The sequence below is a fragment of the Halomonas sp. AOP13-D3-9 genome (assembly GCF_052379125.1).
Taxonomy (GTDB): domain Bacteria; phylum Pseudomonadota; class Gammaproteobacteria; order Pseudomonadales; family Halomonadaceae; genus Vreelandella.
On sequence record NZ_JBQSYH010000006.1, the window covers coordinates 101036 to 121528 of the forward strand.

The 20493-nt window shown below is 54.9% G+C and carries 18 protein-coding genes; 10 read left to right on the plus strand and 8 right to left on the minus strand.

Annotated elements, in window-relative coordinates; all coding sequences use genetic code 11:
* Nucleotides 1-62: 62 nt before the first annotated feature.
* Nucleotides 63-698, minus strand: a complete 636-nt coding sequence (locus ACT3UM_RS08380) for a TIGR04211 family SH3 domain-containing protein (protein ID WP_498897823.1) — start codon at nucleotides 696-698, stop codon at nucleotides 63-65.
* A gap of 89 nt (nucleotides 699-787) precedes the next feature.
* Nucleotides 788-1117, minus strand: coding sequence for a DUF1820 family protein (locus ACT3UM_RS08385; RefSeq protein ID WP_498897825.1), 330 nt, complete (start codon nucleotides 1115-1117; stop codon nucleotides 788-790).
* Between the two features lie 206 nt (nucleotides 1118-1323).
* On the opposite strand from ACT3UM_RS08385, the gene ACT3UM_RS08390 reads away from it, so the two are divergent.
* Genes ACT3UM_RS08390 through ACT3UM_RS08400 form a run of 3 tightly spaced genes read left to right on the plus strand, consistent with a single transcriptional unit; the run spans nucleotide 1324 to nucleotide 5409 of the window.
* Complete coding sequence (locus tag ACT3UM_RS08390) at nucleotides 1324-2547, plus strand: ATP-grasp domain-containing protein (protein ID WP_498897827.1); 1224 nt, start codon at nucleotides 1324-1326, stop codon at nucleotides 2545-2547.
* A 30-nt stretch (nucleotides 2548-2577) separates the two neighbouring features.
* Nucleotides 2578-4620 carry a hypothetical protein gene (locus ACT3UM_RS08395; protein ID WP_498897829.1) on the plus strand — a complete coding sequence of 681 codons (2043 nt, stop codon included), beginning with the start codon at nucleotides 2578-2580 and terminating at the stop codon, nucleotides 4618-4620.
* A gap of 30 nt (nucleotides 4621-4650) precedes the next feature.
* Entirely contained in the window at nucleotides 4651-5409 is a 759-nt protein-coding gene (locus tag ACT3UM_RS08400) for a TlyA family RNA methyltransferase (RefSeq protein ID WP_498897831.1), read from the plus strand.
* A gap of 22 nt (nucleotides 5410-5431) precedes the next feature.
* Here the strand turns inward: ACT3UM_RS08400 and mscK are convergent, their stop codons facing one another.
* Complete coding sequence (mscK, locus tag ACT3UM_RS08405; protein ID WP_498897833.1) at nucleotides 5432-8749, minus strand: mechanosensitive channel MscK; 3318 nt, start codon at nucleotides 8747-8749, stop codon at nucleotides 5432-5434.
* Nucleotides 8750-8948: 199 nt separating this feature from the next.
* Between mscK and ACT3UM_RS08410 the strand changes: the two genes are divergently transcribed.
* From ACT3UM_RS08410 to ACT3UM_RS08425, 4 genes are all read left to right on the plus strand, one after another.
* On the plus strand, nucleotides 8949-9980 hold the full coding sequence (locus tag ACT3UM_RS08410) for a phospholipase A (protein WP_498898026.1): 1032 nt from the start codon (nucleotides 8949-8951) through the stop codon (nucleotides 9978-9980).
* Nucleotides 9981-10070: 90 nt separating this feature from the next.
* Nucleotides 10071-10403: an ElaB/YgaM/YqjD family protein gene (locus ACT3UM_RS08415; RefSeq protein ID WP_035563274.1), complete on the plus strand. Its 333-nt coding sequence runs from the start codon at nucleotides 10071-10073 to the stop codon at nucleotides 10401-10403.
* Nucleotides 10403-10807, plus strand: a complete 405-nt coding sequence (locus ACT3UM_RS08420; protein WP_498897835.1) for a phage holin family protein — start codon at nucleotides 10403-10405, stop codon at nucleotides 10805-10807. Before ACT3UM_RS08415 ends, ACT3UM_RS08420 begins: the two co-directional genes overlap by 1 nt.
* The gene (locus ACT3UM_RS08425; RefSeq protein ID WP_498897837.1) at nucleotides 10782-11093 is read left to right on the plus strand and encodes a YqjK family protein; all 312 of its coding nucleotides are present in this window, start codon (nucleotides 10782-10784) and stop codon (nucleotides 11091-11093) included. The genes ACT3UM_RS08420 and ACT3UM_RS08425 overlap by 26 nt, the downstream gene beginning before the upstream one ends.
* Nucleotides 11094-11126: 33 nt before the next feature.
* Here ACT3UM_RS08425 and ACT3UM_RS08430 read toward each other — a convergent pair whose 3' ends face one another.
* On the minus strand, nucleotides 11127-12311 hold the full coding sequence (locus ACT3UM_RS08430; protein ID WP_498897839.1) for a BaiN/RdsA family NAD(P)/FAD-dependent oxidoreductase: 1185 nt from the start codon (nucleotides 12309-12311) through the stop codon (nucleotides 11127-11129).
* Between the two features lie 135 nt (nucleotides 12312-12446).
* On the opposite strand from ACT3UM_RS08430, the gene ACT3UM_RS08435 reads away from it, so the two are divergent.
* Nucleotides 12447-13526, plus strand: coding sequence for an efflux RND transporter periplasmic adaptor subunit (locus tag ACT3UM_RS08435; RefSeq protein ID WP_498897841.1), 1080 nt, complete (start codon nucleotides 12447-12449; stop codon nucleotides 13524-13526).
* Nucleotides 13526-16660, plus strand: coding sequence for an efflux RND transporter permease subunit (locus tag ACT3UM_RS08440; protein ID WP_498897843.1), 3135 nt, complete (start codon nucleotides 13526-13528; stop codon nucleotides 16658-16660). The genes ACT3UM_RS08435 and ACT3UM_RS08440 overlap by 1 nt, the downstream gene beginning before the upstream one ends.
* Before the next feature lie 129 nt (nucleotides 16661-16789).
* Here the strand turns inward: ACT3UM_RS08440 and ACT3UM_RS08445 are convergent, their stop codons facing one another.
* Together ACT3UM_RS08445 and ACT3UM_RS08450 are read right to left on the minus strand one after the other, a co-directional pair.
* The gene (locus tag ACT3UM_RS08445) at nucleotides 16790-17671 is read right to left on the minus strand and encodes an Rpn family recombination-promoting nuclease/putative transposase (RefSeq protein ID WP_498897845.1); all 882 of its coding nucleotides are present in this window, start codon (nucleotides 17669-17671) and stop codon (nucleotides 16790-16792) included.
* 228 nt (nucleotides 17672-17899) lie between these two features.
* The gene (locus ACT3UM_RS08450) at nucleotides 17900-18328 is read right to left on the minus strand and encodes a DUF3617 domain-containing protein (RefSeq protein WP_498897847.1); all 429 of its coding nucleotides are present in this window, start codon (nucleotides 18326-18328) and stop codon (nucleotides 17900-17902) included.
* 146 nt (nucleotides 18329-18474) lie between these two features.
* Here ACT3UM_RS08450 and ACT3UM_RS08455 point away from each other — a divergent pair, with 146 nt between their 5' ends.
* Nucleotides 18475-18684 (plus strand): zinc ribbon domain-containing protein, encoded by a 210-nt coding sequence (locus tag ACT3UM_RS08455; RefSeq protein WP_035583993.1) that lies wholly within the window; start codon nucleotides 18475-18477, stop codon nucleotides 18682-18684.
* Between the two features lie 10 nt (nucleotides 18685-18694).
* Here ACT3UM_RS08455 and ACT3UM_RS08460 read toward each other — a convergent pair whose 3' ends face one another.
* Nucleotides 18695-19525, minus strand: coding sequence for an ABC transporter permease subunit (locus ACT3UM_RS08460; RefSeq protein WP_498897849.1), 831 nt, complete (start codon nucleotides 19523-19525; stop codon nucleotides 18695-18697).
* Nucleotides 19522-20433 (minus strand): ABC transporter permease subunit, encoded by a 912-nt coding sequence (locus ACT3UM_RS08465; protein WP_498897851.1) that lies wholly within the window; start codon nucleotides 20431-20433, stop codon nucleotides 19522-19524. Before ACT3UM_RS08465 ends, ACT3UM_RS08460 begins: the two co-directional genes overlap by 4 nt.
* Between the last annotated feature and the right edge of the window lie 60 nt (nucleotides 20434-20493).

Consider the following 20493-nt stretch of genomic DNA (forward strand, 5'->3'; position numbering starts at 1 on the left):
CTTGTCGTCGCTTACGCTAACCACAGATAGGGTTTTATCAACAGATAGGGCTGATCGCGCTTTTAGAACCAACGGTCACGCTTTTTACGCCGACGCGGGAGGTGCGGCACAATCAACCCCACTAACAAACCCGCGCCAGCCACACCGCCGCCGTACATAAAGTAGCGCATCAGCAGGTCTTCTTCCTGGGTCTCCAAACGAGCCTGCAGCCCTCTTACCTGCTGGCGGGACTGTTCTGCTTGGCTATCCAACTCCTGATTGGCCGCTTCAAGCTCTGCAATGCGGCGTTCGCGAACCTCAAGTGTTTCCGTCATTGAGGCAGTACGCTGCTCCCAGGTTTCATTGATACCCTCAAGCTCGGCGGTGAGTTCCTCTACCTGGGCTTCTAACGCGGGCAACTGCTCAACCGCACTGGGCGTTTGCTGAAGCTCATTGCTCAACACCCAGACTGCATTACCATCGCTGTTGCGCACACGGGTGTAGTCACCGCTGGTTTCCAGCACCTCCACCTGTTCACCTGCGTTAAGCGTACCAATGATGCGGTACCCATCGGTGGGACCGCTGCGCACATAGGTGCTCAACTCATCGGTCACCCAGGCTTGGTTAGCGGACTGGGCGGTGGCATTGAAGCTGGTAACAGTAAGTAAAAGACCAGCCGCAGCGGCGTAATTTCGATAACGCGTTCTATTTACTAGCATGACATCATGTCCTGATTAAAAAACGCTGCAAGGCGGACGGAGCCAGCAGCGCTTATCGCCTAACTTAGCGGTGCGCTTGTCTCATACGCTTACCCTTCTCCGCGCGGAGGCATCGGAAAGGGACGGGGGAACTCCGCTACCCGGGCATCGGTTTTGACCGCTTTCAATGGCCCCTCGCGCTCTACTTCATCAATGCGCACAATAGCATTTAATGGCAGGTAGCTACGCTTGACACCATCGAAAGTTCGCTGCAATTTTTCGGTCGCAGGGTCAACCACTACCCGTGAAGCATCGTCAAAGACAAACTCCTCGACTTCAATAAAGCCCCAGAGTTCGCTTTGAAAGATCTCTCGAACGTATAAATCCCAAATTTCACCCTGCTGGTGAACCACCACACGGTAGATCGGCTTGGCCGCCATCTTGGCCTAATCCTCTTGCCATTCGTACATTAAGTTGAACCAACAAGCTTACCATATTCCTGCCGCTGCGCCTTTAGGCTAAACCCTTAGCAAGCTTAGCGTTAATACGGCGGACAATGTGCTCATTAGCCGCGCATGCCCCCCTCGTGTATGGTAGTTAGCGTGGTTTGGCAATAATGTTTATTCACCAAGTAGGAGTCATCAACATGCAGAAAGATCCCAATAAGGGCTATATTGCCCTGCTAGGCTGGAGTCTCAATGCGATTGAAGCGGCCGAGAATTTTGACCGTCGCTACATTGTCGTTGCACCTGATTGGGCGGAAGAGTATTGCCAAAAACACGACATCCCCTACGTGCCTTGGAATTTCGAGCGACTCAATGACCGCTCGATGGAAATTGCCGAGACACTCAAAGAGAAAGGCGTTGATGTCGCCATTCCGCTCTACGAGGAAACCGTTGAGTGGGCCGGGGCTATCAACTCTGTACTGCTGGATAACCCACGCCTTTACGGCCAGTCGTTACTGCTACGCGACAAGGCGTTGATGAAGCGTCGTGCTCAGCTAGGTGGCATACGTGTGGGTATTTTTGAAGAAGCCCACGATAAAGAGGATGTGGTACGCTTTCTGAAGCGGGTTAACCAGACACTGCTCAAGCTGGACGGCGACCCCAACGATCCGATTCATCTTAAAGCGTTTGATAAAGCGGGTTGCCTTGGTCACCGCGTTATCCGCACCCCTGATGAAGTTGATACCATTCCAGAGGAAGAGTTCCCGGTGCTGATGGAGTCGCACCTGGATGGCTGGGAATTTGCCGTTGAAGCGTGGATTCACGATGGCAAAATCGCCTTCTTGAACATCTCCGAGTACGTCACGCTGGGTTACTCAGTGTTTGTGCCCGCGTCACCTGAACTCGAGATTTACCGCGAACAGATCACTCAGCAAATCGAGAAGCTGATTAAAGCGTTCGACATTGAGTTTGGTTTGATCCATCCGGAATACTTTGTCACCAGCGATGGTGAGATGTACTTTGGCGAAGTGGCTTACCGTCCGCCCGGCTTCAAAGTATTTGAACTGCTGGAGCGTGTTTACGGGTTCAATGCTTACCAAGCTTCAATGCTGGTATTCGACCCGAAAACCACGAAAGAAGAAGTGGCCCAGTTCTTCCCGAAAGAAGTGGTCGATGCCGATGGCTTTGCTGGATGTTTTGGCGTTTACCCCCGCCGTCGTGTGGTCAGCCGCTTGGAAATTCCCGAAGAGACCGAAGATCATCCCTATTTTGAGTCTCATGAGCTAACCTCACCTGTAGAAGAAACCGTTACTAAACGCACTGCCTTTGGTACCCATTGGGGTCTGGTCTACTTTAAAGGCGAGGATGCGCATACAATTCGCGATCTGCTAAAACGCCAAGAAGATCTCGACTTCTATGTATAATCCCCGCTGATGCTGGGATAAGGAGTCACCGTGGAGACAGATCAAGTAACGTCTTCTCAAGAAGATAGCAAGCTCAATGGACTGTTGAGCAACTTTGATGACGCCGTGCGTCTGCTTACGCAGGCGCCCGCCTTCTCAAAGCCCGCCAAGCTGCCGCGGGTGATGGATACCGCGCGACGCGTACTGCTTCAGGATGGCGGCTGTGAAGCACTGGAGTCCCGCGCCCAAGCGTTTGAGGACGCTGGTGTGTTTTTGGGCTCCGATTGGGAAACACCTCAATACTTGGTGCCGACCCTCACAACCTTCGCGTTGAAAAGCGCAGATGCCAATGTGGTCGTCATTGAGGCATTAAGCGAGCTTCGTCTCCTGGCTGTCGCTAAAGGCAATTTTGAGCATCCGCTGGTGTCCGCCGAGCATGCGCACCACTACCTTACTCAGGTAATGGCGATTAATTTATGGCTGCTGTTTTTACCGCCTAGCGAAGCGGAGCGGGAAACCCAAGGGCGACTGGCGACCATTCCTCGCCACCTCTTCCAACATCTCGCCGATCGCATTGGCTACGAACATATTGTTGATCAACTGATTGATGAGATTTGGCGCATTTTAAAACAACGCCCGATTCAGGTTGATTCGATCAAACAGATGATCACCCAAATTGCGCTGTGCCAGGCCAACCCGGCGATTGATCTTGGCGCAAGCGGCCAGGGCGCCGACCGTTTGGTCAGCTCGCTTTACGGCCCCACCCAGGCTTGTCGCGAAGACCCCGGTGTGGATATTTATCGTGACCGGTTAGAGCATATGGATCAGGCGGCCCTACAGGCTGAATCCACCGGCTTCGCCCGGGCGATGCACGACACCGGCCTGGTATCGCCGTATCACGCCGTGCTGTTACGTCATCTACTTGAAGAGGGTGACCACTTACTCTCCGAGGCGCTGGGGCTTTCATCTACCGGCCGCGACTGCCTACTCTGCTATCGCGAGCTGGTTCAAGCGCTTATTCGGAGCGGCGTTTACCCTGCCACTGCGCAAGCAGTGTATGGCCTGGCGTTGATGCTTGAGCGTGGCATTCTCTATCAGCCGCCGGTGGCACCCGCCATGTGGCGTCAACTCAATCTGCCGTTATCAGAGTGGGCGCAGTCACGACTCACTATGGCCTATGGCGATACGACTTCCCCCCGTGCACGCTTGATTGAAGGCGTGCTCTGCATGTTGGGGCTGCCGCTGGGCGTTGGTCAGGGCAACAACCCCACCTGCCAATCGGCGCGAGCGCTCTCTATGTGGGCGTACAACGACCCAGACTACCTGCTGCAGATGGTGGCTTGGGCAGCCCGCGACGACGAAATCATTATGCATTTCGAGGGGCAAGCCATCTCATCCATGGCGAGTCTATCCGGCGTAGCGACGCAATTACCCATTGATCTCGATCCGGTTTCGCTGATTGTCGTGCCGCATCTGGATCGCATTTATGCCGAAATGGGACGGCGCTGCATTGGCCGGGAAGGAGACCCCCACCGCTGGGTGAACCCTGAATTTCACGGCTGGTGGTCGGGCCGTGGCTTTCGCATCAACGTCGATGTGGCCACCGGCCAGCTAAGCGATGTGGATGACTTCATACGCCACTTTTTCGCCTACTATCACCCCTACTACAATGGCAATCAGCCGCTGATTCATCCCCAACCAGCGGGCATTGCGGTCACCGACAGCGCAGCGCGTTTTATCGGTTGGCACGCGATTACCATTTTGCGGGCATCCCTCGACCCTTCTGATGTTATGCGGGTATATTTCTACAACCCTAACAATGACAGTGGGCAGGATTGGGGCAATGACGTCATTGTCAGCACATCGGGCAATGGTGAACGCTTTGGCGAGGCTTCACTACCTTTCGAGCGCTTTGCATCGCGACTGTATATTTATCACTACGATCCTCTTGAGCGCGTCAACATTGCCGATGTCACCAGCGAAGAAGTGGAAAATGTTAAACACTACTTGCACCGTAGCTGGGGCGCTTCGCGTTTACCGCCTACAGAACTTCAGGCGGATCAGGGACCCAATGCCCCACCTGATGTAGGATGAACTGCCCTCTAAACGACACCTCCAATCATTATGATGCGACTCGATCAACTGTTGGTCAGCCAGGGGCTGGCCAACTCCCGTACCCGCGCCCAAAGACTTATTCGTCACGGGCGGATACGTCTTGCCGAGAACGGCAAGCCGTTAACCAAAGCCTCCGAGAAATGGCCCGAAGAGACCCATTTTGAAGTAGAAGATGATCCCGAAGAGCGCTATGTATCCCGGGCAGGATTGAAGTTAGAGGCGGTACTCACTGCGCTTGAGTTGCGGTTTGAGGGCTGCACAGTGCTCGATATTGGCCAATCAACCGGCGGCTTCACCGACTGCGCGCTGCGCTTTGGCGCCCGCCACGTGATTGGCGTAGAAGTTGGCCATGGACAGCTTGCACCTGAGCTGCGCGGCGACCCACGCGTTACCTGCCTGGAAGGGTTAAATGCGCGTTCGATGAGTGGCAACGAAGCCCTCAACAGCTTACTTTCCACTCAGCCCATCGATATCGCCATCATGGATGTCTCGTTTATATCGCAAACGCTGATTCTGCCCGAAATTGGCGCCCTGCTGCCATCGGGCGGCCAACTGATTTCCCTGGTCAAACCACAGTTTGAGCTAACACCCGGCGCGCTAGACAAACGCGGCGTGGTGCGCGACGCTAAGCGTTTCGCCGACGTGGAAGCCAACATCCGCAGCGCCTGCGACGCTTGTGAGCTGACCATTCGCCACTGGCAGGAAAGTCCAATCACCGGCAGCGACGGCAACCGCGAGTTTCTCCTTCACGCCGTCAAAAGAATTTAAGCCACGGGTTTAACAAAAACCATTACGTCGAAGCAGGTGGCGTTAACTGATTAGCGGACTGCACTTTGACCGCCTCCCCCTGATCAGGGTGTAGCCACACATCCATCTGTTCAAACGCCACGCGTACGCCCGCTTCACGAAACAGCGCATCTATCCGGCAGTTGATTTCATCGGCGGCAAACAGCCGGTCAAGCAGGTCGTTGACGAAAATACGCAGCTCGAAGTTTAGGCTGTGCTGCCCATAGCTTAAACAGAACACCTGAGGTTCTGGGTCGGTTAGCACACGGGGGTTTTCATCCGCCACCTTACGCAACAATTGGTGCACCTTGACCATATCGGAGCCGTGGGCCACGCCGTAGGTCAGCACGACACGGGTAATATTATCCGACAACGACCAGTTGATCAGTTGGTCGGTCACAAAGGTTTTATTGGGGATAATAATCTCTTTGCGGTCAAAGTCGGTGACAGTGGTCGCACGAATGCGGATACGGCTGACGGTACCGTGCAAGTTACCCAGGGTGATGGTGTCGCCAATCCGAATCGGGCGCTCAAACAGAATGATCAAGCCCGATATAAAGTTGGCAAAAATCTCCTGCAGTCCAAACCCCAAGCCCACACTCAGAGCAGCCACCAGCCACTGCAGCTTGTCCCAGGAGACGCCCAGGGTCGAAAGCCCCATGACGATTCCCGTGCCCACAATGGTGTAGGAGAGCAGCGAGCTAATCGCATAGGCGCTACCCTGTTTCAATGACAGCCGCGATAGCACCATCACTTCCAGCAGCCCGGGTAAATTGCCCGCCATAATAAACGTAATCGCGACAATCAGCAGAGCCGCAAAGATGTCGGAGATCGACAGCGCATTATCGACCAACTCCCCATCCTGGGACTCCCATAACGATACGTTGTCCAAGTAGCCAAGCACTGAAATCAGGTCGGCCCACACCAAATAGAGCAGCGCGCTAAAGCCAATCAGCACAATCAGTTTAGAAAGCCGCAGCGACTGGCTGTTGATCTGCTCCATATCAAGGGGGGGCTCTTCTACTACTTCGAGCCCACCCTCCGCACCCTCTTGTACCTGAGCGCGACGGCGGGCCAATGCGCGGCGATAGGCGAGCCGTCGTGCGGCCACCGCAAGACTTCTTACCAAGGTGGCTTCCACCACAACCCATAGACCCAGCAAGTAAAGGGTAATCGCGAACCGCCCTACCAAGCGTAGCGCAGTGTATTCATAGCCCCAGACGACCAACCCCAGCAGCATCAGAGGCACCGACGCCATCGCCAGCCCCAGCAGCAAGCGAAACAGGCGCAAGCCAAAAATGGGGATATGTGCCAATATCAACTGCGCCAACCACCAGCTCATCGCCATCAAGCCAAACGACAACAGCCCCAAGGCGACAGGACGCAGGGCCAGCGGCGTTTCCATCTCCCCAGACATCGCCGCAATGGCAATCACCGGTATCAAGGCAATGCCCAACCCACCTAACAGTTGGCGTAAGCGGGCGTTGTACTGCGGTGACCAGGTAAAGTGGCGTTCGGCCACGCCATCGGCCACCAGCAGCCTGCGCAACCAGGCGACGGCTGCCCAGCTAAGCGCTAACTGAAGCAGCGCCGGGGCAACGCTATTAGCTAACGACCCCGCCGCCCCAAGCAGCCCAACGCCAACACCGGCTAATGCCAGCGGGCCGGGAATCGCCAGCAGCGCATTCAGCAACACCGCTTTGGGGGTATGCAGCTGGGTATCGCTTTTTAATCGGCCAATCTGCGAATGCAGCTTGGCCAAACGCGCCTTAATTCGACCCCGTAAGCCAATCAATACCAGGCTTAACACCACCAGCGGCGCCCCTCTGAGCACTTCCCATGAGAATCCTTGCCAGTGGGTGGGTAAAATGGTGCGCCACTCTCCTTCCTGCCACTCGAGCTTAAGGTTACGAGGTAACTGGCGCGCCCAGCTCAGATCCAGCGGGCGACTATTGGCGACCCAAAACAGCTGTTCATCGATGGTTTTACGCAGTTCGCTGGTCGTTGTTACTAGCTGCTGCTGGTTGAGCTGCAGCTCAATCGCCGCACTTAATAAACTGCCGTAAGACTGCTCCAACTGCTCAACCAGCTCACGCCGCGATTGATACAGCTGCGAAAGTGAATCCACAAGCCCTGGCGTTGCCTCTATACCCGCCTCGGCTAAACGCGTGATGGCATACTGATCGCTTTGGCGTAGCTGGTCACGCTGACGGACTAAATCAAACTGCTTTAACCGCAAGTCGGCAATTTCGTCCTGCAAATCCCGTGGGGCTGGCAAAGGAGGCAGCGACTTGCGCTGTTCGCGCAGAATCCGCGACAGCAGCTGGCTGCCGCGGATAGCCTCAATTTGCTCATTAAGGCTGCGCTGCAGTTGACGCACGTTCTCCAACTGCCGCTGGGCTTCAATATTTTCGCGTACAACACTGTTAGCGCGATCCGTCGCCCGCAATAGCTCCAGACTGAGTGTCTGGTTGGTTTGCTGCGCCTGCGCCACCACCGGATGCCCGGCGGCGATTAATGGGTTATCCCTGGCGGCATCGGCAATGGCTTGCTCCGAGGCCAACCGACGCTGCTGGTCAATCACCCCTTGCAACATCGATAATTGCTGCTCTCGATAATCGACCTGCGCCATCAGCACATCGCGGCGCTCTTGAGCTAACTCACGCAGACGGCTATTAGCGCTTAGCTCACGCTGATAAAAGCTTATTTCGCGCTCGGCAAGCGCCCGTTCCAGGCGCAGTTGGATAAGCCGTGCATCGCTCAGCGCAGAGAGTTGACGATCCGCCAGCAGAGCCTCGCGCTCATCGTGCTGTCGGCGTAAACTCTCCGCACGCTGAAGGGTTTCCGCGATGGATTGCTGGGCACGCTCAGGCAGTGTTTGTGCGGACAGCAATTGGGAGTTCACTTCCGCCAACTGGCTTTGCAACTGTTGGAGCTCAACCACGGCGTTGGTTTGCAGCGTTTCCAGCTCATCGAGGGGACGGTCGCTCAAGTCTGCAACGGTTAGCTGCTGTGAAGCTTCTTCCGTTTCGCTCAATTCACGCTGCAGGCGTGCTAGCAGTTCAGGGGCTTGTTCTACCCGGGCGTCTAATGCCGCTAGACGCTCATCGATAGATGTCAGCCGCTCATAGGCATCCAGCGCCGCTTCTAGGGTCTCCTTGTCGCTTACCTGCTGAGCAGTCAACGCTCCCTCAAGCGCTTCCAACTGCGCTAGCCTTGAGGCCAGTTCTTCCTGCTCAGGCACCCGTTCAAGTAGGCTGGCCTGGAGCGCAGCGTGGGCTGGATTAAAAGCGGCACTGCTAATAAACAGCAGCAGGAACAAACAGGGTATACTCCACCTACAGGCGCATCTCACCACGTTACTTATGCCTCGTTGACATCGAAAGCTCCGCAGACACGGATAGTAGGGTTATTGTCAGGCGTTCTGATAGCCAGCGCAATCAGAGCTGTTGACTTCTGCAGGCGGCGTGATAGAAACAAGCATGGCATTTGCCTATTCACTCATTTTGCGAGTCACCTTGATGGTCACCCGAAAACTGCTGTTGACGAAACTCATTGTTCTGCTCAGTCTTGCTACCTTTAGTGCCAATGCCCTCGCCGAATCTCAACAAGAGATTGAGGCGCGCATCCGTGCGCTCAACGCTGAGCTGTATGATTTGCATCAACAGCTACAGCAGATAGAGAGCCCCGAAGACGCTGCGCTTGACCTACCGTTTGAACAGTTGCCTGAAGAAGCGGCACGGGAAGACTTGAGCGAACGTCGTGAACTCGAGCAGGAGTCAAGCCGGAACCCGTTTTCAATCACCACCCACCGCACCAACTACCTGTTCCCGGTTAGTTACAATGCTAACAAAAACAGTGAAAGCTTTCGCACCGTGGCTAACGGCACTCCCGCAGATAGCGTGGAGTTAAAATTCCAGTTCAGCGCCAAGGTTAATCTCGCCGAGCAGGTGTTTGGCAACTACGGTGATGTCTACTTTGGCTACACCCAGCGCAGCTGGTGGCAGGCTTATAATACCGACGCCTCATCACCCTTTCGCGAAACCAACTACGAGCCTGAAATATTTATCGACTTTGACAATGCCTGGGAGGCGCTTGGCTGGGTAAACACCCGCAATCGAGTATCCTTTAATCACCAATCAAACGGTCGCTCGGATCCTTTCTCGCGCAGTTGGAACCGTGTTTACCTTGAAAGCACCTTTCAACGCGGCGACTGGGCGTTCACCCTGGCGCCCCATTGGCGCCTACCAGAGTCCGATGAGGATGATGATAACCCGGATATCGAACGTTATATGGGATACGGCGATATTCGCCTTGCCAAACGCCTTAACAACAACCATGAAGTGAGCGGTCAGTTACGCGGCAACCCTAGTGCTGGCAATATAGGCACCCAGATTGATTACAGCTGGCCAGCTTTCAACAGATTGCGGGCGCATGTACAGTACTACTACGGATATGGTGAAAGCATGATCGATTATGATCATCGCGTGCACCGCTTAAGCCTTGGGTTTAGTTTAAATCCCTTATTTAGTGCCACAGGGCTGAACCGATAGGTGCATTTGCTTGTCTGTTAGTGCGTGGCTGCTATGCTTGCTTGTGTAGAAGCCAAAAGCCCAATCATTCATTTGTCAAAGGAAGACTCCATGGCTAAACGTCAACCCACTTACTCTACTCAAGCCGATCAACTCAAAGATGATCTGCGCCACTTGAGTGAAACCGTTGAAGAGCTGGTCAATGCGACTGCCAAAGATGCCAGCGGAGAGATGAACGACCTGCGCACTCGCGCTGAGCGCCGCTTAAAAGACACCCGCGCGCGTCTTGAAGCTCGCGGCGAGCGTATCTATGACGAAACCCGCGATTCGCTGACCCATCAAGCCGATGCATGCGACCGCTATGTGCATGAGAATCCTTGGACGAGCATTGGTATTGGTGCCGCAGCAGGTATGGTTGTGGGTATGCTGCTCGGTCGTCGCTAATGGCTTTGGGACCAACCCAACGCGTCTTCTCTGCCGCCAAACGCTTACTGAAATCGCTGATTGCTAATAGCGAAACCCGCCTGCGTTTGGCGGTGTTTGAGTTGGAAGAGGAGCGTGCTCGTTTACTGGTTCTACTGCTTCTCGCAGGGGCAAGTTTACTATTGCTATTGCTGGGTATTGCCACGCTAACGGCTCTAGTCGTGGTTCTATTCTGGGATACCTATCGTCTGACCGCTATTGCGATCAGTGCAGCTGTGTTGATAGGTGCCAGTTTGCTACTTGCAATTATTGCGATTCGCCAGTCCAAGCAACACTCGCTTTTAAAAGAAACACTCAAACAGCTTGCCGCTGATCGAGCACTGCTTGAGGAGCCAAGTGATGAAACCATCCGCAGACACCGTTAAACCTGGCACTAAACCATTGAGCCGCGCTGAGCGCAAAGCCCTGCTATTGGCGGAGCTGGAACAACAACGTGTGGATATTTTGGTAGATAGCGATTATTTGCAGCAGGCAGCCTCGCCGCTAGACCAAAGCTGGCAAAGCTTCAAACTGCCACTCTACGCCGTCGGCGGCTTTGCTGCTTATAAGCTAGCACGCCACCCAGGTGGCGCTATGGCGGCAGGTCGAAAAGCGCTTGCGGGCTACATGCTATTCAAAAAGCTTAAATTGTTAGCCAAGGTGGCTAGTTAATTCGGATGCTATTGCTTGGGCTAGGGGCGTTGCCTAGCAGGCTTGCCCGCAGGCTACGCCACTTGCCCACGCCCATTGAAAGTTATACCCGCCGAGCTCTCCCGTTACATCCAATACCTCTCCGATAAAGCGCAATTGCGGCAGGCCTTTCACTTCAAAGGTCTTGGATGATAGCGCCTCGGTATTGACCCCGCCCATGGTCACCTCTGCGGTGCGCCAACCTTCGGTGCCCGCTGGCTTCAGTTGCCAGGCGTTGAGCCTTCCTGCCCACTCATCCAGCGCTGCGTTGGCGTACTGGGCCAGTGGTCGCGCTGGGTCACTGTCGGGGTACCACTCCAGCAGCGCTTGCGCCAAGCGTCTCGGGAAGCGTTCGCTAAGCCAGGTAGAGAGCTGACGTTTGGGAGTCTCTTGGCGCGCTTGGCGCAGCGATTCCGCCACGTTTTCACCGGGCAGCAGATCAATGCTAATCGCCTCCCCGGGCTGCCAAACACTGGATATTTGCAGCATTGCAGGGCCAGACAAGCCACGATGGGTAAATAGCATGGGCTCTACAAAGCGGCGGCTACCCGCACTAACGGCCACGGGCACACTGACGCCTGAAAGCTCTGCTGCGCGTGCCTTCCAAGTATCACTCAGTGTGAACGGCACCAACCCTGGGCGGGTATCGAATACTTCCAAGCCAAATTGACGGGCTATATCGTAACCCAATCCCGTCGCCCCCATGCTCGGAATGGAAAGCCCGCCGCTCGCCACGACCACCACCCCCGCATCGATGTTACCTATCGAGGTGGTTAGCCGCATGGCACCGCCCTGCTGCTCCACGCGAGTAATCTGTGTGCTGAGTTTTATATCAGCCCCTGCCCATTCGCACTCGGTCAGTAGCGTGCGGAGAATATCTTTGGCCGAGGTTGCACAGAATAGCTGCCCAGGGGTTTTCTCCACATGTTCAACGCCATGGCGCTCGACCAGCTCGACAAAGTGCTCAGGCCGGTAGCGTTTGAGCGCCGAAATACAAAAGTGAGGGTTTGACGAGTAAAAGTGCTGTGGCGTGGTGCCAAGATTGGTAAAGTTGCAGCGGCCACCCCCAGACATCAAAATCTTCTTGCCCGCTTTGTTAGCATGATCAAGCACTAACACCCGCTTGCCGGTATAACCCGCTTGCGCCGCGCACATTAAGCCCGCGGCGCCAGCGCCGATGATGACTACGTCATAGATCATAGTGGACAGCTCATAGTGGGGGCGACTCTCGCTGTAAAAAGCAGGCATTCTAACAGGATCAGGCTTAAAAATTATTATATGATCGAATTCCTCTATACAATAACTGTATAAATAATATCTAACGCTGAGAATACTATGCTTTTGCCCTTTCAAGGACGGCTGTTGCGACTCGCGCTGGTACCTTTCACCCTGCTGCTATCCATCGTGGCGTTTGCCCAAACGGCGCCGTCAGTCATCGGCACACGAGCGGTCATGACCACTTGGTCGGATCCACTGGAAGCCTTAGGCACCCTTAGCGCTGATGAGAGTGTCACACTATCCGCCACCGTCACGGATATTGTTGCCGAGATCAATTTCAGTGATGGGCAGCAGGTCGAAGAGGGGCGGCTACTTATTCGCTTAGAAGACGCGGAAGAGCAAGCACAACTCAGGGCCTCCCAGGCACTTCGCGAAGAGCGCCTCAATGCATCAAATCGTGCTGCGCAGCTGCAAGAGCGCAACCTTGCGGCTCGCGCCGATGTAGAAGATAGTCGGTCACGGCTGCGCCAGGCAGACGCCGATATACAAGCAATTGAAGCGGAGCTATCCAATTATCGGATAGAGGCGCCTTTCAGCGGCCGCGTTGGTTTTCGCACTATCAGTATCGGCGCTCTGGTCACTCCAGGCATGGACTTGGTGACGCTCGATAAACTGGATGTTATGCAGCTCGATTTCAGCGTACCCGAGGTATTTCTGGGCCGCCTCTCGCCAGGTTTGATGCTCAATGCCACCACTGCAGCCTACCCTGAAGACCTCTTTAGCGGCGAAATTGCCACCATCGGCACGCGTGTAGACCCGCTAACACGCAGCGTAAGCGTTCGTGCGGAGCTCGATAATGCTGATGGGCGCTTGCGTCCTGGTATGCTGATGGAAGTGATCGTTCAGCAGCGCGTCCGCGACACCATTGTGATCCCCGAAGCGGCCATCGAACCTAGCGGTGATCGGCATTTCGTTATGCTGATAGAACAGCAAGATGGCATCACGCGCCTAGCCCAACGTGAAGTCAGGATTGGCGAGCGGCGCAATGGCGAGGTGGAAATTCTCGAAGGGTTAGCCCAGGGTGATTTAATTGTCTTTCATGGTCTACAGCTTGCCCGCGATGGGCAAGAGGCGAGGTTAATCGGGATTGCCGATGACGAGACGGGTATACGCGCGCTGCTGGAGGCCGACCGCTGATGCGCTTATCGGATATCTCGGTTCAGCGCCCCGTCCTGGCGATGGTGATCGCAGCGCTGATTATTGCCTTTGGTCTTCTAGCGCTCAATCGCCTGCCGCTGCAAGAGTACCCCACCATCGACCCGCCCGTGGTCACCATCGATACCCGCTATCCCGGCGCCTCGGCCAGCGTCGTCGAAACACGCATTACCCAGGTGTTAGAAGACCGTATTGCGGGTGTTGAAGGCATTGAGCTGATCACCTCGGAAAGCGAGGATGGCCGCTCTCAGATTGAGATCGAATTTAGCATTGATATGGATATTAATGCCGCCGCCAACGATATTCGCGACCGCATTTCCGGCGCGCTGCGCAACCTGCCCGACGACGCTGACAACCCCGAGGTCACCAAAGCCGATAGTAGCGAAGAGATCGTCGTGTGGCTCAGCCTTTCCGGTGAAGACTACTCGATCACCGAGCTGACCGACTATGCTAACCGCTTTCTGGTCGACAGCCTTTCCGTTCAGCCAGGAGTGGCAAGGGTGCGTGTCGGCGGCGGCAGCGACTACGCTATGCGCGTGTGGCTAGACCGCAACGCTTTAGCCGCACGCGAGCTCACCGTCAGCGATATTGAAGATGCGCTACGAGCCGAGAACGTTGAACTACCTGCTGGCTCGATTGAATCTGAAGATCGTCAGTTTATTGTGCGCCTACCCCGCAGCTTTGCCAGCGCCGAAGATTTTCAGCGCCTTGCTCTCAATTCGCCCCGCAGCGCCTCCCTCAATCAGGAGGAAAACGGCTATTTGGTGCGCCTTGCTGATGTGGCCAGGGTAGAAGTGGGCGCGGTAGAGGATCGTTCAGTGTTCCGCTCCAACGGCATCCCCATGGTTGGGCTGGGGATGATCATGCAGTCCACGGCCAATGTGATAGAGCTTTCCGAAGCGGTGCAGGGGGAGCTTGAACGCCTGCAGGGCACGCTGCCAGAAGGCATGTCATTGAGCCTGAATTACGACGCCTCGCTATTTGTCTCAGGCGCCATTGAGCAGGTGGTCATGACGCTGTTTATCGCCATGGGGCTGGTCGTGGTGGTGATCTTTATGTTTTTAGGTAATTTGCGCACCACCCTGGTCCCCGCGGTGACCGTACCGATTGCCGTCATCGGCGCCTTTACCGCTTTGGCGGCAATGAATTTTTCGATCAACCTGCTGACACTGCTAGCGCTGGTGCTGGCAATCGGCCTGATTGTCGATGACGCCATCGTGGTACTTGAAAACATTAACCGGCGTATGCACGACTACGGCGAAACGCCGCTCGTCGCCGCCTTCCGCGGCACTCGCCAAATCGCCTTTGCCGTGATTGCGACCACCCTGGTGTTAGTGGCGGTTTTCGTGCCACTCAGTATGTTGCAAGGCGATATTGGTCGGCTATTTTCCGAGTTCGCGCTGACCATGGCCGCCGCGGTGGTGGTCTCTACCCTGCTGGCGCTGACGCTGACGCCGATGATGGCGTCTAAAATTCTTAAGCCAGGTATGCACGACAGCCGTATTGGCAAAGCGGTGCAGTGGCTGCTCAGCGGCACCCAGCGCCGCTATCAGGCGGCGTTAGAGTGGATGCTCACAATGCGCTGGCTGGTGGTGGCCGCGTTTGCATTGCTGATTGCCGCCACCGCCTGGCTGGCCACGGAGCTGCCCAACGAATACACCCCTCAGGAGGACCGCGGCAATTTTATTGTGCTAGTCAATGGCCCTGAAGGCGCCACCTTCGACTACATGATGGACTATATGGATGAGATCGAAGCGCGAATGACGCCGTTAGTAGAAAGCGGCGAGCTGGAGCGTGTAGTCGTTCGCGCCCCACGTGGCTACGGCAACATCGAGAATTTTAATAGCGGCTTTATTATCGTCAATATGGCCGAGTGGGGCAGCCGACGCAGCGCCTGGGAGATTATGGCCGAGGTACGCCAAAGCCTTAGCTCACTGCCAGGTGTGCAAGCTTTCCCGGTGATGCGCCAAGGGTTTGGTCAACGAACAGAGAAGCCAGTGCAGTTTGTCCTGGGCGGCGGTAGTTACGATGAAATTGCCCAGTGGCGCGACACCTTGATGAATCATGTGCGCGAAAACAACCCGCGCTTAATGGCACTGGAGAGCAACTATAACGAAACCCAGCCGCAGTTGAGGGTCGATATTGACTACGAGCGGGCGGCGTCGCTAGGCGTTACCGTGACCGAGATCGGTAGAACGCTGGAAGTCCTATTAGGTGGCCGTAATGTCACGCGCTATGTGGATGACGGTGAAGAGTACGATGTGATCTTGGAAGGCGACCGCGGCAGCCAAAACAGCCCAAGGACGCTAGATAACATACAGGTCCGCTCTGCGCGCACAGGTGAACTGATTCCCCTGGCAAGCTTGGTTTCCCTCTCAGACTTTGCGGGTGCCAGCACCTTGAACCGCTTTGACCGCATTCGCGCCATCACTATTGAGGCTAACTTGGCGGATGGCTATCCCCTCGGCGAAGCCTTGGCCTACTTGGAGCAGAGCGCCGCGGAGCTACTGCCGGAAGAAGCGCAAACCAATGTGGCAGGGGCTTCACGGGATTTCCAACAGGCCAGCGGCGCCACCGCTTTCCTGTTGATACTTGGCGCGCTAGTGGTTTTTTTGGTACTAGCAGCGCAGTTTGAGAGCCTGATTCATCCCTTTGTGATCATGCTCACAGTGCCGCTAGCGATGAGTGGTGCCCTGCTTGCGCTACTGCTTAGCGGTCAATCACTGAATATCTATAGCCAGGTGGGCCTGGTCCTGCTGATTGGCCTGGCAGCTAAAAACGGCATTCTGATCGTCGAGTTTGCCAACCAATTGCGCGATGAAGGTAAAGCGTTTCGAGCGGCGCTGATTGAAGCCTCTGTGACACGTTTAAGGCCAATCTTAATGACCGCCGTAACGACCATGGCCGGCGCCATTCCATTGATTGTCTCGACCGGCCCCGGGGCTGAGTCGCGCCTGGTCATCGGCACCGTGATTATGGCGGGGGTAGGCTCGGCAACGCTGTTTACGCTGTTTGTCGTACCCGTCGCTTACGACTTGCTGGCACGCCATACCGGTTCACCAGGAGCGGTGAAACGCCAGTTAGAGGAGGAAATAGCTAACGCGCGATCTGACTGATGTCATTGCGAAGCGAGGCAATCTCGTTTTAGATGCAGCCACTGGCTTGAGATTGCCTTGTCGCAGGTGGCTTGCAATGACACAAGAGTGCAGAGGCAGCCAATAACCCAGCTATCAGCCACTTTTAAATCAATGCTTGAACAGCTCATCAAGGGCATTGGCAGTCAACACAGCGGCAGACCAATCATCCAACTGCTCAGCTGTCGCTTGGTCTAAGCGCTGCTCCACCCAAACAGGTAAATCGCCAAATTTAAGACCTAGCTGCTTACGCAAGATGCGCTGCGCTTCTTCCTGACGCCCTTCCTGTTTAGCTTCATTAATAAATGAAACCTCATCACGCAGCGCCCGTTCCCGTACAAACGCCAATCGGCGTGTCTCTTCGTCGGCGCTCAGCTCGCGGATGCGGCTCATCGCTTTTTTAACCGGTTCGTGGGCGATATTGGCCATGGTAAGCTCCTCCTGCCAATGCTTAAAGAAGGTGATCCAAGCGCGCAGTGCGCCTTCCGGCACCCCGAGACGATCCGCCTTATTTAGTTCGATTAAGTTCATCTGCAGAATGTTCCCCAGCGATACATTCGGCTGGTACTCATCGCGCATTTCAAACCGCCATGTTGCCTGCTGACGTTCTGCGTCCGTCGCTGTGAACAAATCAAAGTCGAGTAAGTGTAAGCCCACAGTAGCGTTAAGTGTTTGGTAATCCTCGCCTGCACCGAGCTGACTTCCTAGCATACGGGCTAAATAAAACAGCCCACGCTTGTGCCAAGCACCGTAGCGACGAACCTGTATCTCAACATTATAGCAGTGTCCTTCACTATCACGAGCGAGTACGTCAAGAATGATATATTTCCCGTTCAGTTCTGAAGGCTCAATCGTTGGGTTGAGTATCTCTACCGAAGTAATATCGGGTAAGTCAGGGCGCAGGTCATTGATCAAATCGACTAGCAGATCAGGCGCTTCTGCAAACAGGCGTTTGAAGACATAGTCATTGGTGGGATCGAGTAATTCGTGCATTACCACTCCAGAGGCCAGATAAGCGCCTTACCTTTGCAGGATAAGCTAACATAAATCTGTCTGGGAGAACGAGTCGAAGCTCGGTAATCTGGAGTTGCATTTGGGGTGTCATTACAAGCGAAGCGTAGCAACTTTCTCAATGACAACTAGGGCTGCTGGCGTCTCATCGTTAGAGCAAGCGCAGCGGATAAGGGTGCCTATCGGCACCCTTTAAAAGAGAGCTAGCGATTACTCACACTCGCCAAGATACTCGCCTTCGATCACGGTATTCATGCTTAGCTCGCCCATGGGTGACTGGGTCAGGATATCGACGTTACCTTCAATACGCTCACCCATAAAACGCATTTCGCCATCGATAGTCGCCTCGCCACCCTCAGCGCGGCACACCATGCTGTAGCTTAGGCCATCCGCGTTCATGTCCTGGTCAAGCAACTCACAGCCTTCTTCTTCCTCAATGAAACCGAATTCGGCATCATCAAGTTCTTCCTGGCTAATACACTGGCGCTCAGTTTCAGTTTGATCCGGAATTTCCATTTCACCACTGACGCTGGTTTTGCTAACAAACTCCCACTCACCAGCGGTCACATTAGGGGTTTCAGCCAACGCGACCATCGGAAAGGCCACTAGGGCCGCTACTGCCATGTTACGTAACATCATCGCTACTCTCACTGCGTTGCTTTAGGAATTTAGAGCCTAGGTATCCTACCTGATTCAATCCCACGATGCCCTACCCAACGACCACACTGCTACACTGAACGAATAACAAGCTTATTCAGCGCACCCGCTATACAAGGTAGCCAACAATGCAAGACGACGCTCTGGTCAATTATGACTTTCACTGCCCCTACTGCGATTCGCCGCTGACCTTCCTGATCGATACGTCCCAAGGCAGTCACGATACCTGGGAAGATTGCCACCAGTGCTGTGCGCCCATCCAGTTGCAAATTGTTGTCTCACCCGTCACCGGCGAACTCGACAGCGTCGTTGCCGGACGCGACGATGACGTTCTCTAGACGTCTTGTATTAAACGTCTCGCAAGGCAGCCTTGCGCTTGGTTTCGTTGCGGCGCATAAAAAACCACGCCAATAACGTCGCCAGGGATACGGTCAAAATAATCAGCGTGGCCAGCGCATTAATCTTCGGTGACACTCCCATCCGCACCGACGAGAACACCACCATGGGCAGCGTATTCGCCCCAGGACCCGAGACAAAGCTGGCAATCACCAGGTCGTCGAGGGAGAGCGTAAACGCCAGTAGCCAGCCCGCCGCCAACGCGGGAGTAATAATCGGCAGCGTAATGGAGAAGAAGGTTTTAAGTGGCGGCGAGCCTAAATCCATAGCGGCCTCTTCAATCGAATGATCCACTTCCCGCAGCCTTGCGGCCACCACGACCGCCACGTAGGCACTGCAAAAGGTGGTGTGCGCAATCCAGATGGTCGCCATCCCCCTGTCTGCAGGCCAACCGGTAATTTGCGCCATCTGCACAAATAGCAGCAGCAGCGAAAGCCCCGTGATGACTTCGGGCATGACCAGCGGTGCCGTCACCATGCTAGAGAGGGCTGTTTTGCCTCGAAAGTGGCCATAGCGGGTCATTACAAAGGCGGCCACGGTACCCAAACAAACCGCCATACTGGCGGCAAAAAAGGCGATACGCAGGCTCGTCCATACCGCCGATAAAATTTGCTGGTCACGAAACAGCTCGCCGTACCACTGAGTGGAAAACCCCGCCCACACCGTGACCAGCTTCGATGCATTAAAAGAATACACCACCAGCACAAACATCGGCAGATAGAGAAACAGCAGGCCAAGCACCAGCATAGTGGTGGAGAAATTAATCCGCGGCACTCTATTCATGATGCCAGCTCCCGAGACTGATAGCGGTGAAACCAGACAATCGGTACCAGTAACAACAGCAGCATTACCATTGCCAGCGCCGACGCCACCGGCCAGTCACGGTTAAGGAAGAACTCCTCCCATAGCACTTTGCCAATCATTAACGTATCCGGGCCGCCAAGCAGTTCAGGAATCACGAACTCCCCCACCGCCGGGATAAACACCAGCATCGAACCCGCGACGATCCCCCCCATCGAGAGCGGCAAGGTGACTTTGATAAAGGTGTTAAGTTTACGCGAACCCAAATCGGCCGCAGCCTCCAACAGAGAGTTGTCCATACGGGTTAAGTGGGCATAGAGCGGCAGCACCATAAACGGCAAGTAGGCGTAAACAATGCCAATGGTGACCGCAAACTGGGTATTCATCATGCGCAGCGGCGAATCAATTAAGCCAAGCCCTATCAAGAAGTTATTGATTAGGCCGCTGTTACTGAGAATCCCCATCCAGGCGTAGACACGAATAAGAAAAGACGTCCACGACGGCAACATCACCAGCAGCAGTAATAACAGTTGCCAGCGCGCCGGTGCCCGCGCCATGGCATAGGCCATCGGGTAACCCAGCAGCAAACAGACCAGCGTGGCGATAAACGCCGTCTTCACCGAGCCCCAGTAGGCGGCGATATACAGCGAGTCCGAGAGCAGAAAGAGGTAATTGCCTAAATTAAGAAAGACATGCAACGTCTGATCGGCGTACTCAAGCAGCGGCCCATAGGGCGGAATGGCAATCGCCGCCTCGGAGAGGCTGATTTTGAGTACCAGTACAAAGGGCAGCAAGAAAAATAGTGTTAACCACACTAGTGGAAACGCTATCACTGCCCTTCGCCCCAATTGCCAGCGCTTGAGTAATGCTGAAACACGAGATGGCATCATTTAAGGCAGTCTCCTCCCAGAAAGAAACCCTGCGGTAAGAAGTCCAGTCATGAGAAACCC

Excerpts from the sequence above, each read along its gene's own strand:
- ACT3UM_RS08380 (WP_498897823.1), bottom strand. The coding sequence starts at position 698 with ATGCTAGTAAATAGAACGCGTTATCGAAATTACGCCGCTGCGGCTGGT.
- ACT3UM_RS08385 (WP_498897825.1), bottom strand. The coding sequence starts at position 1,117 with ATGGCGGCCAAGCCGATCTACCGTGTGGTGGTTCACCAGCAGGGTGAA.
- ACT3UM_RS08390 (WP_498897827.1), top strand. The coding sequence starts at position 1,324 with ATGCAGAAAGATCCCAATAAGGGCTATATTGCCCTGCTAGGCTGGAGT.
- ACT3UM_RS08400 (WP_498897831.1), top strand. The coding sequence starts at position 4,651 with ATGATGCGACTCGATCAACTGTTGGTCAGCCAGGGGCTGGCCAACTCC.
- ACT3UM_RS08410 (WP_498898026.1), top strand. The coding sequence starts at position 8,949 with ATGGTCACCCGAAAACTGCTGTTGACGAAACTCATTGTTCTGCTCAGT.
- ACT3UM_RS08415 (WP_035563274.1), top strand. The coding sequence starts at position 10,071 with ATGGCTAAACGTCAACCCACTTACTCTACTCAAGCCGATCAACTCAAA.
- ACT3UM_RS08420 (WP_498897835.1), top strand. The coding sequence starts at position 10,403 with ATGGCTTTGGGACCAACCCAACGCGTCTTCTCTGCCGCCAAACGCTTA.
- ACT3UM_RS08425 (WP_498897837.1), top strand. The coding sequence starts at position 10,782 with ATGAAACCATCCGCAGACACCGTTAAACCTGGCACTAAACCATTGAGC.
- ACT3UM_RS08430 (WP_498897839.1), bottom strand. The coding sequence starts at position 12,311 with ATGATCTATGACGTAGTCATCATCGGCGCTGGCGCCGCGGGCTTAATG.
- ACT3UM_RS08435 (WP_498897841.1), top strand. The coding sequence starts at position 12,447 with ATGCTTTTGCCCTTTCAAGGACGGCTGTTGCGACTCGCGCTGGTACCT.
- ACT3UM_RS08440 (WP_498897843.1), top strand. The coding sequence starts at position 13,526 with ATGCGCTTATCGGATATCTCGGTTCAGCGCCCCGTCCTGGCGATGGTG.
- ACT3UM_RS08445 (WP_498897845.1), bottom strand. The coding sequence starts at position 17,671 with ATGCACGAATTACTCGATCCCACCAATGACTATGTCTTCAAACGCCTG.
- ACT3UM_RS08450 (WP_498897847.1), bottom strand. The coding sequence starts at position 18,328 with ATGATGTTACGTAACATGGCAGTAGCGGCCCTAGTGGCCTTTCCGATG.
- ACT3UM_RS08455 (WP_035583993.1), top strand. The coding sequence starts at position 18,475 with ATGCAAGACGACGCTCTGGTCAATTATGACTTTCACTGCCCCTACTGC.
- ACT3UM_RS08460 (WP_498897849.1), bottom strand. The coding sequence starts at position 19,525 with ATGAATAGAGTGCCGCGGATTAATTTCTCCACCACTATGCTGGTGCTT.
- ACT3UM_RS08465 (WP_498897851.1), bottom strand. The coding sequence starts at position 20,433 with ATGATGCCATCTCGTGTTTCAGCATTACTCAAGCGCTGGCAATTGGGG.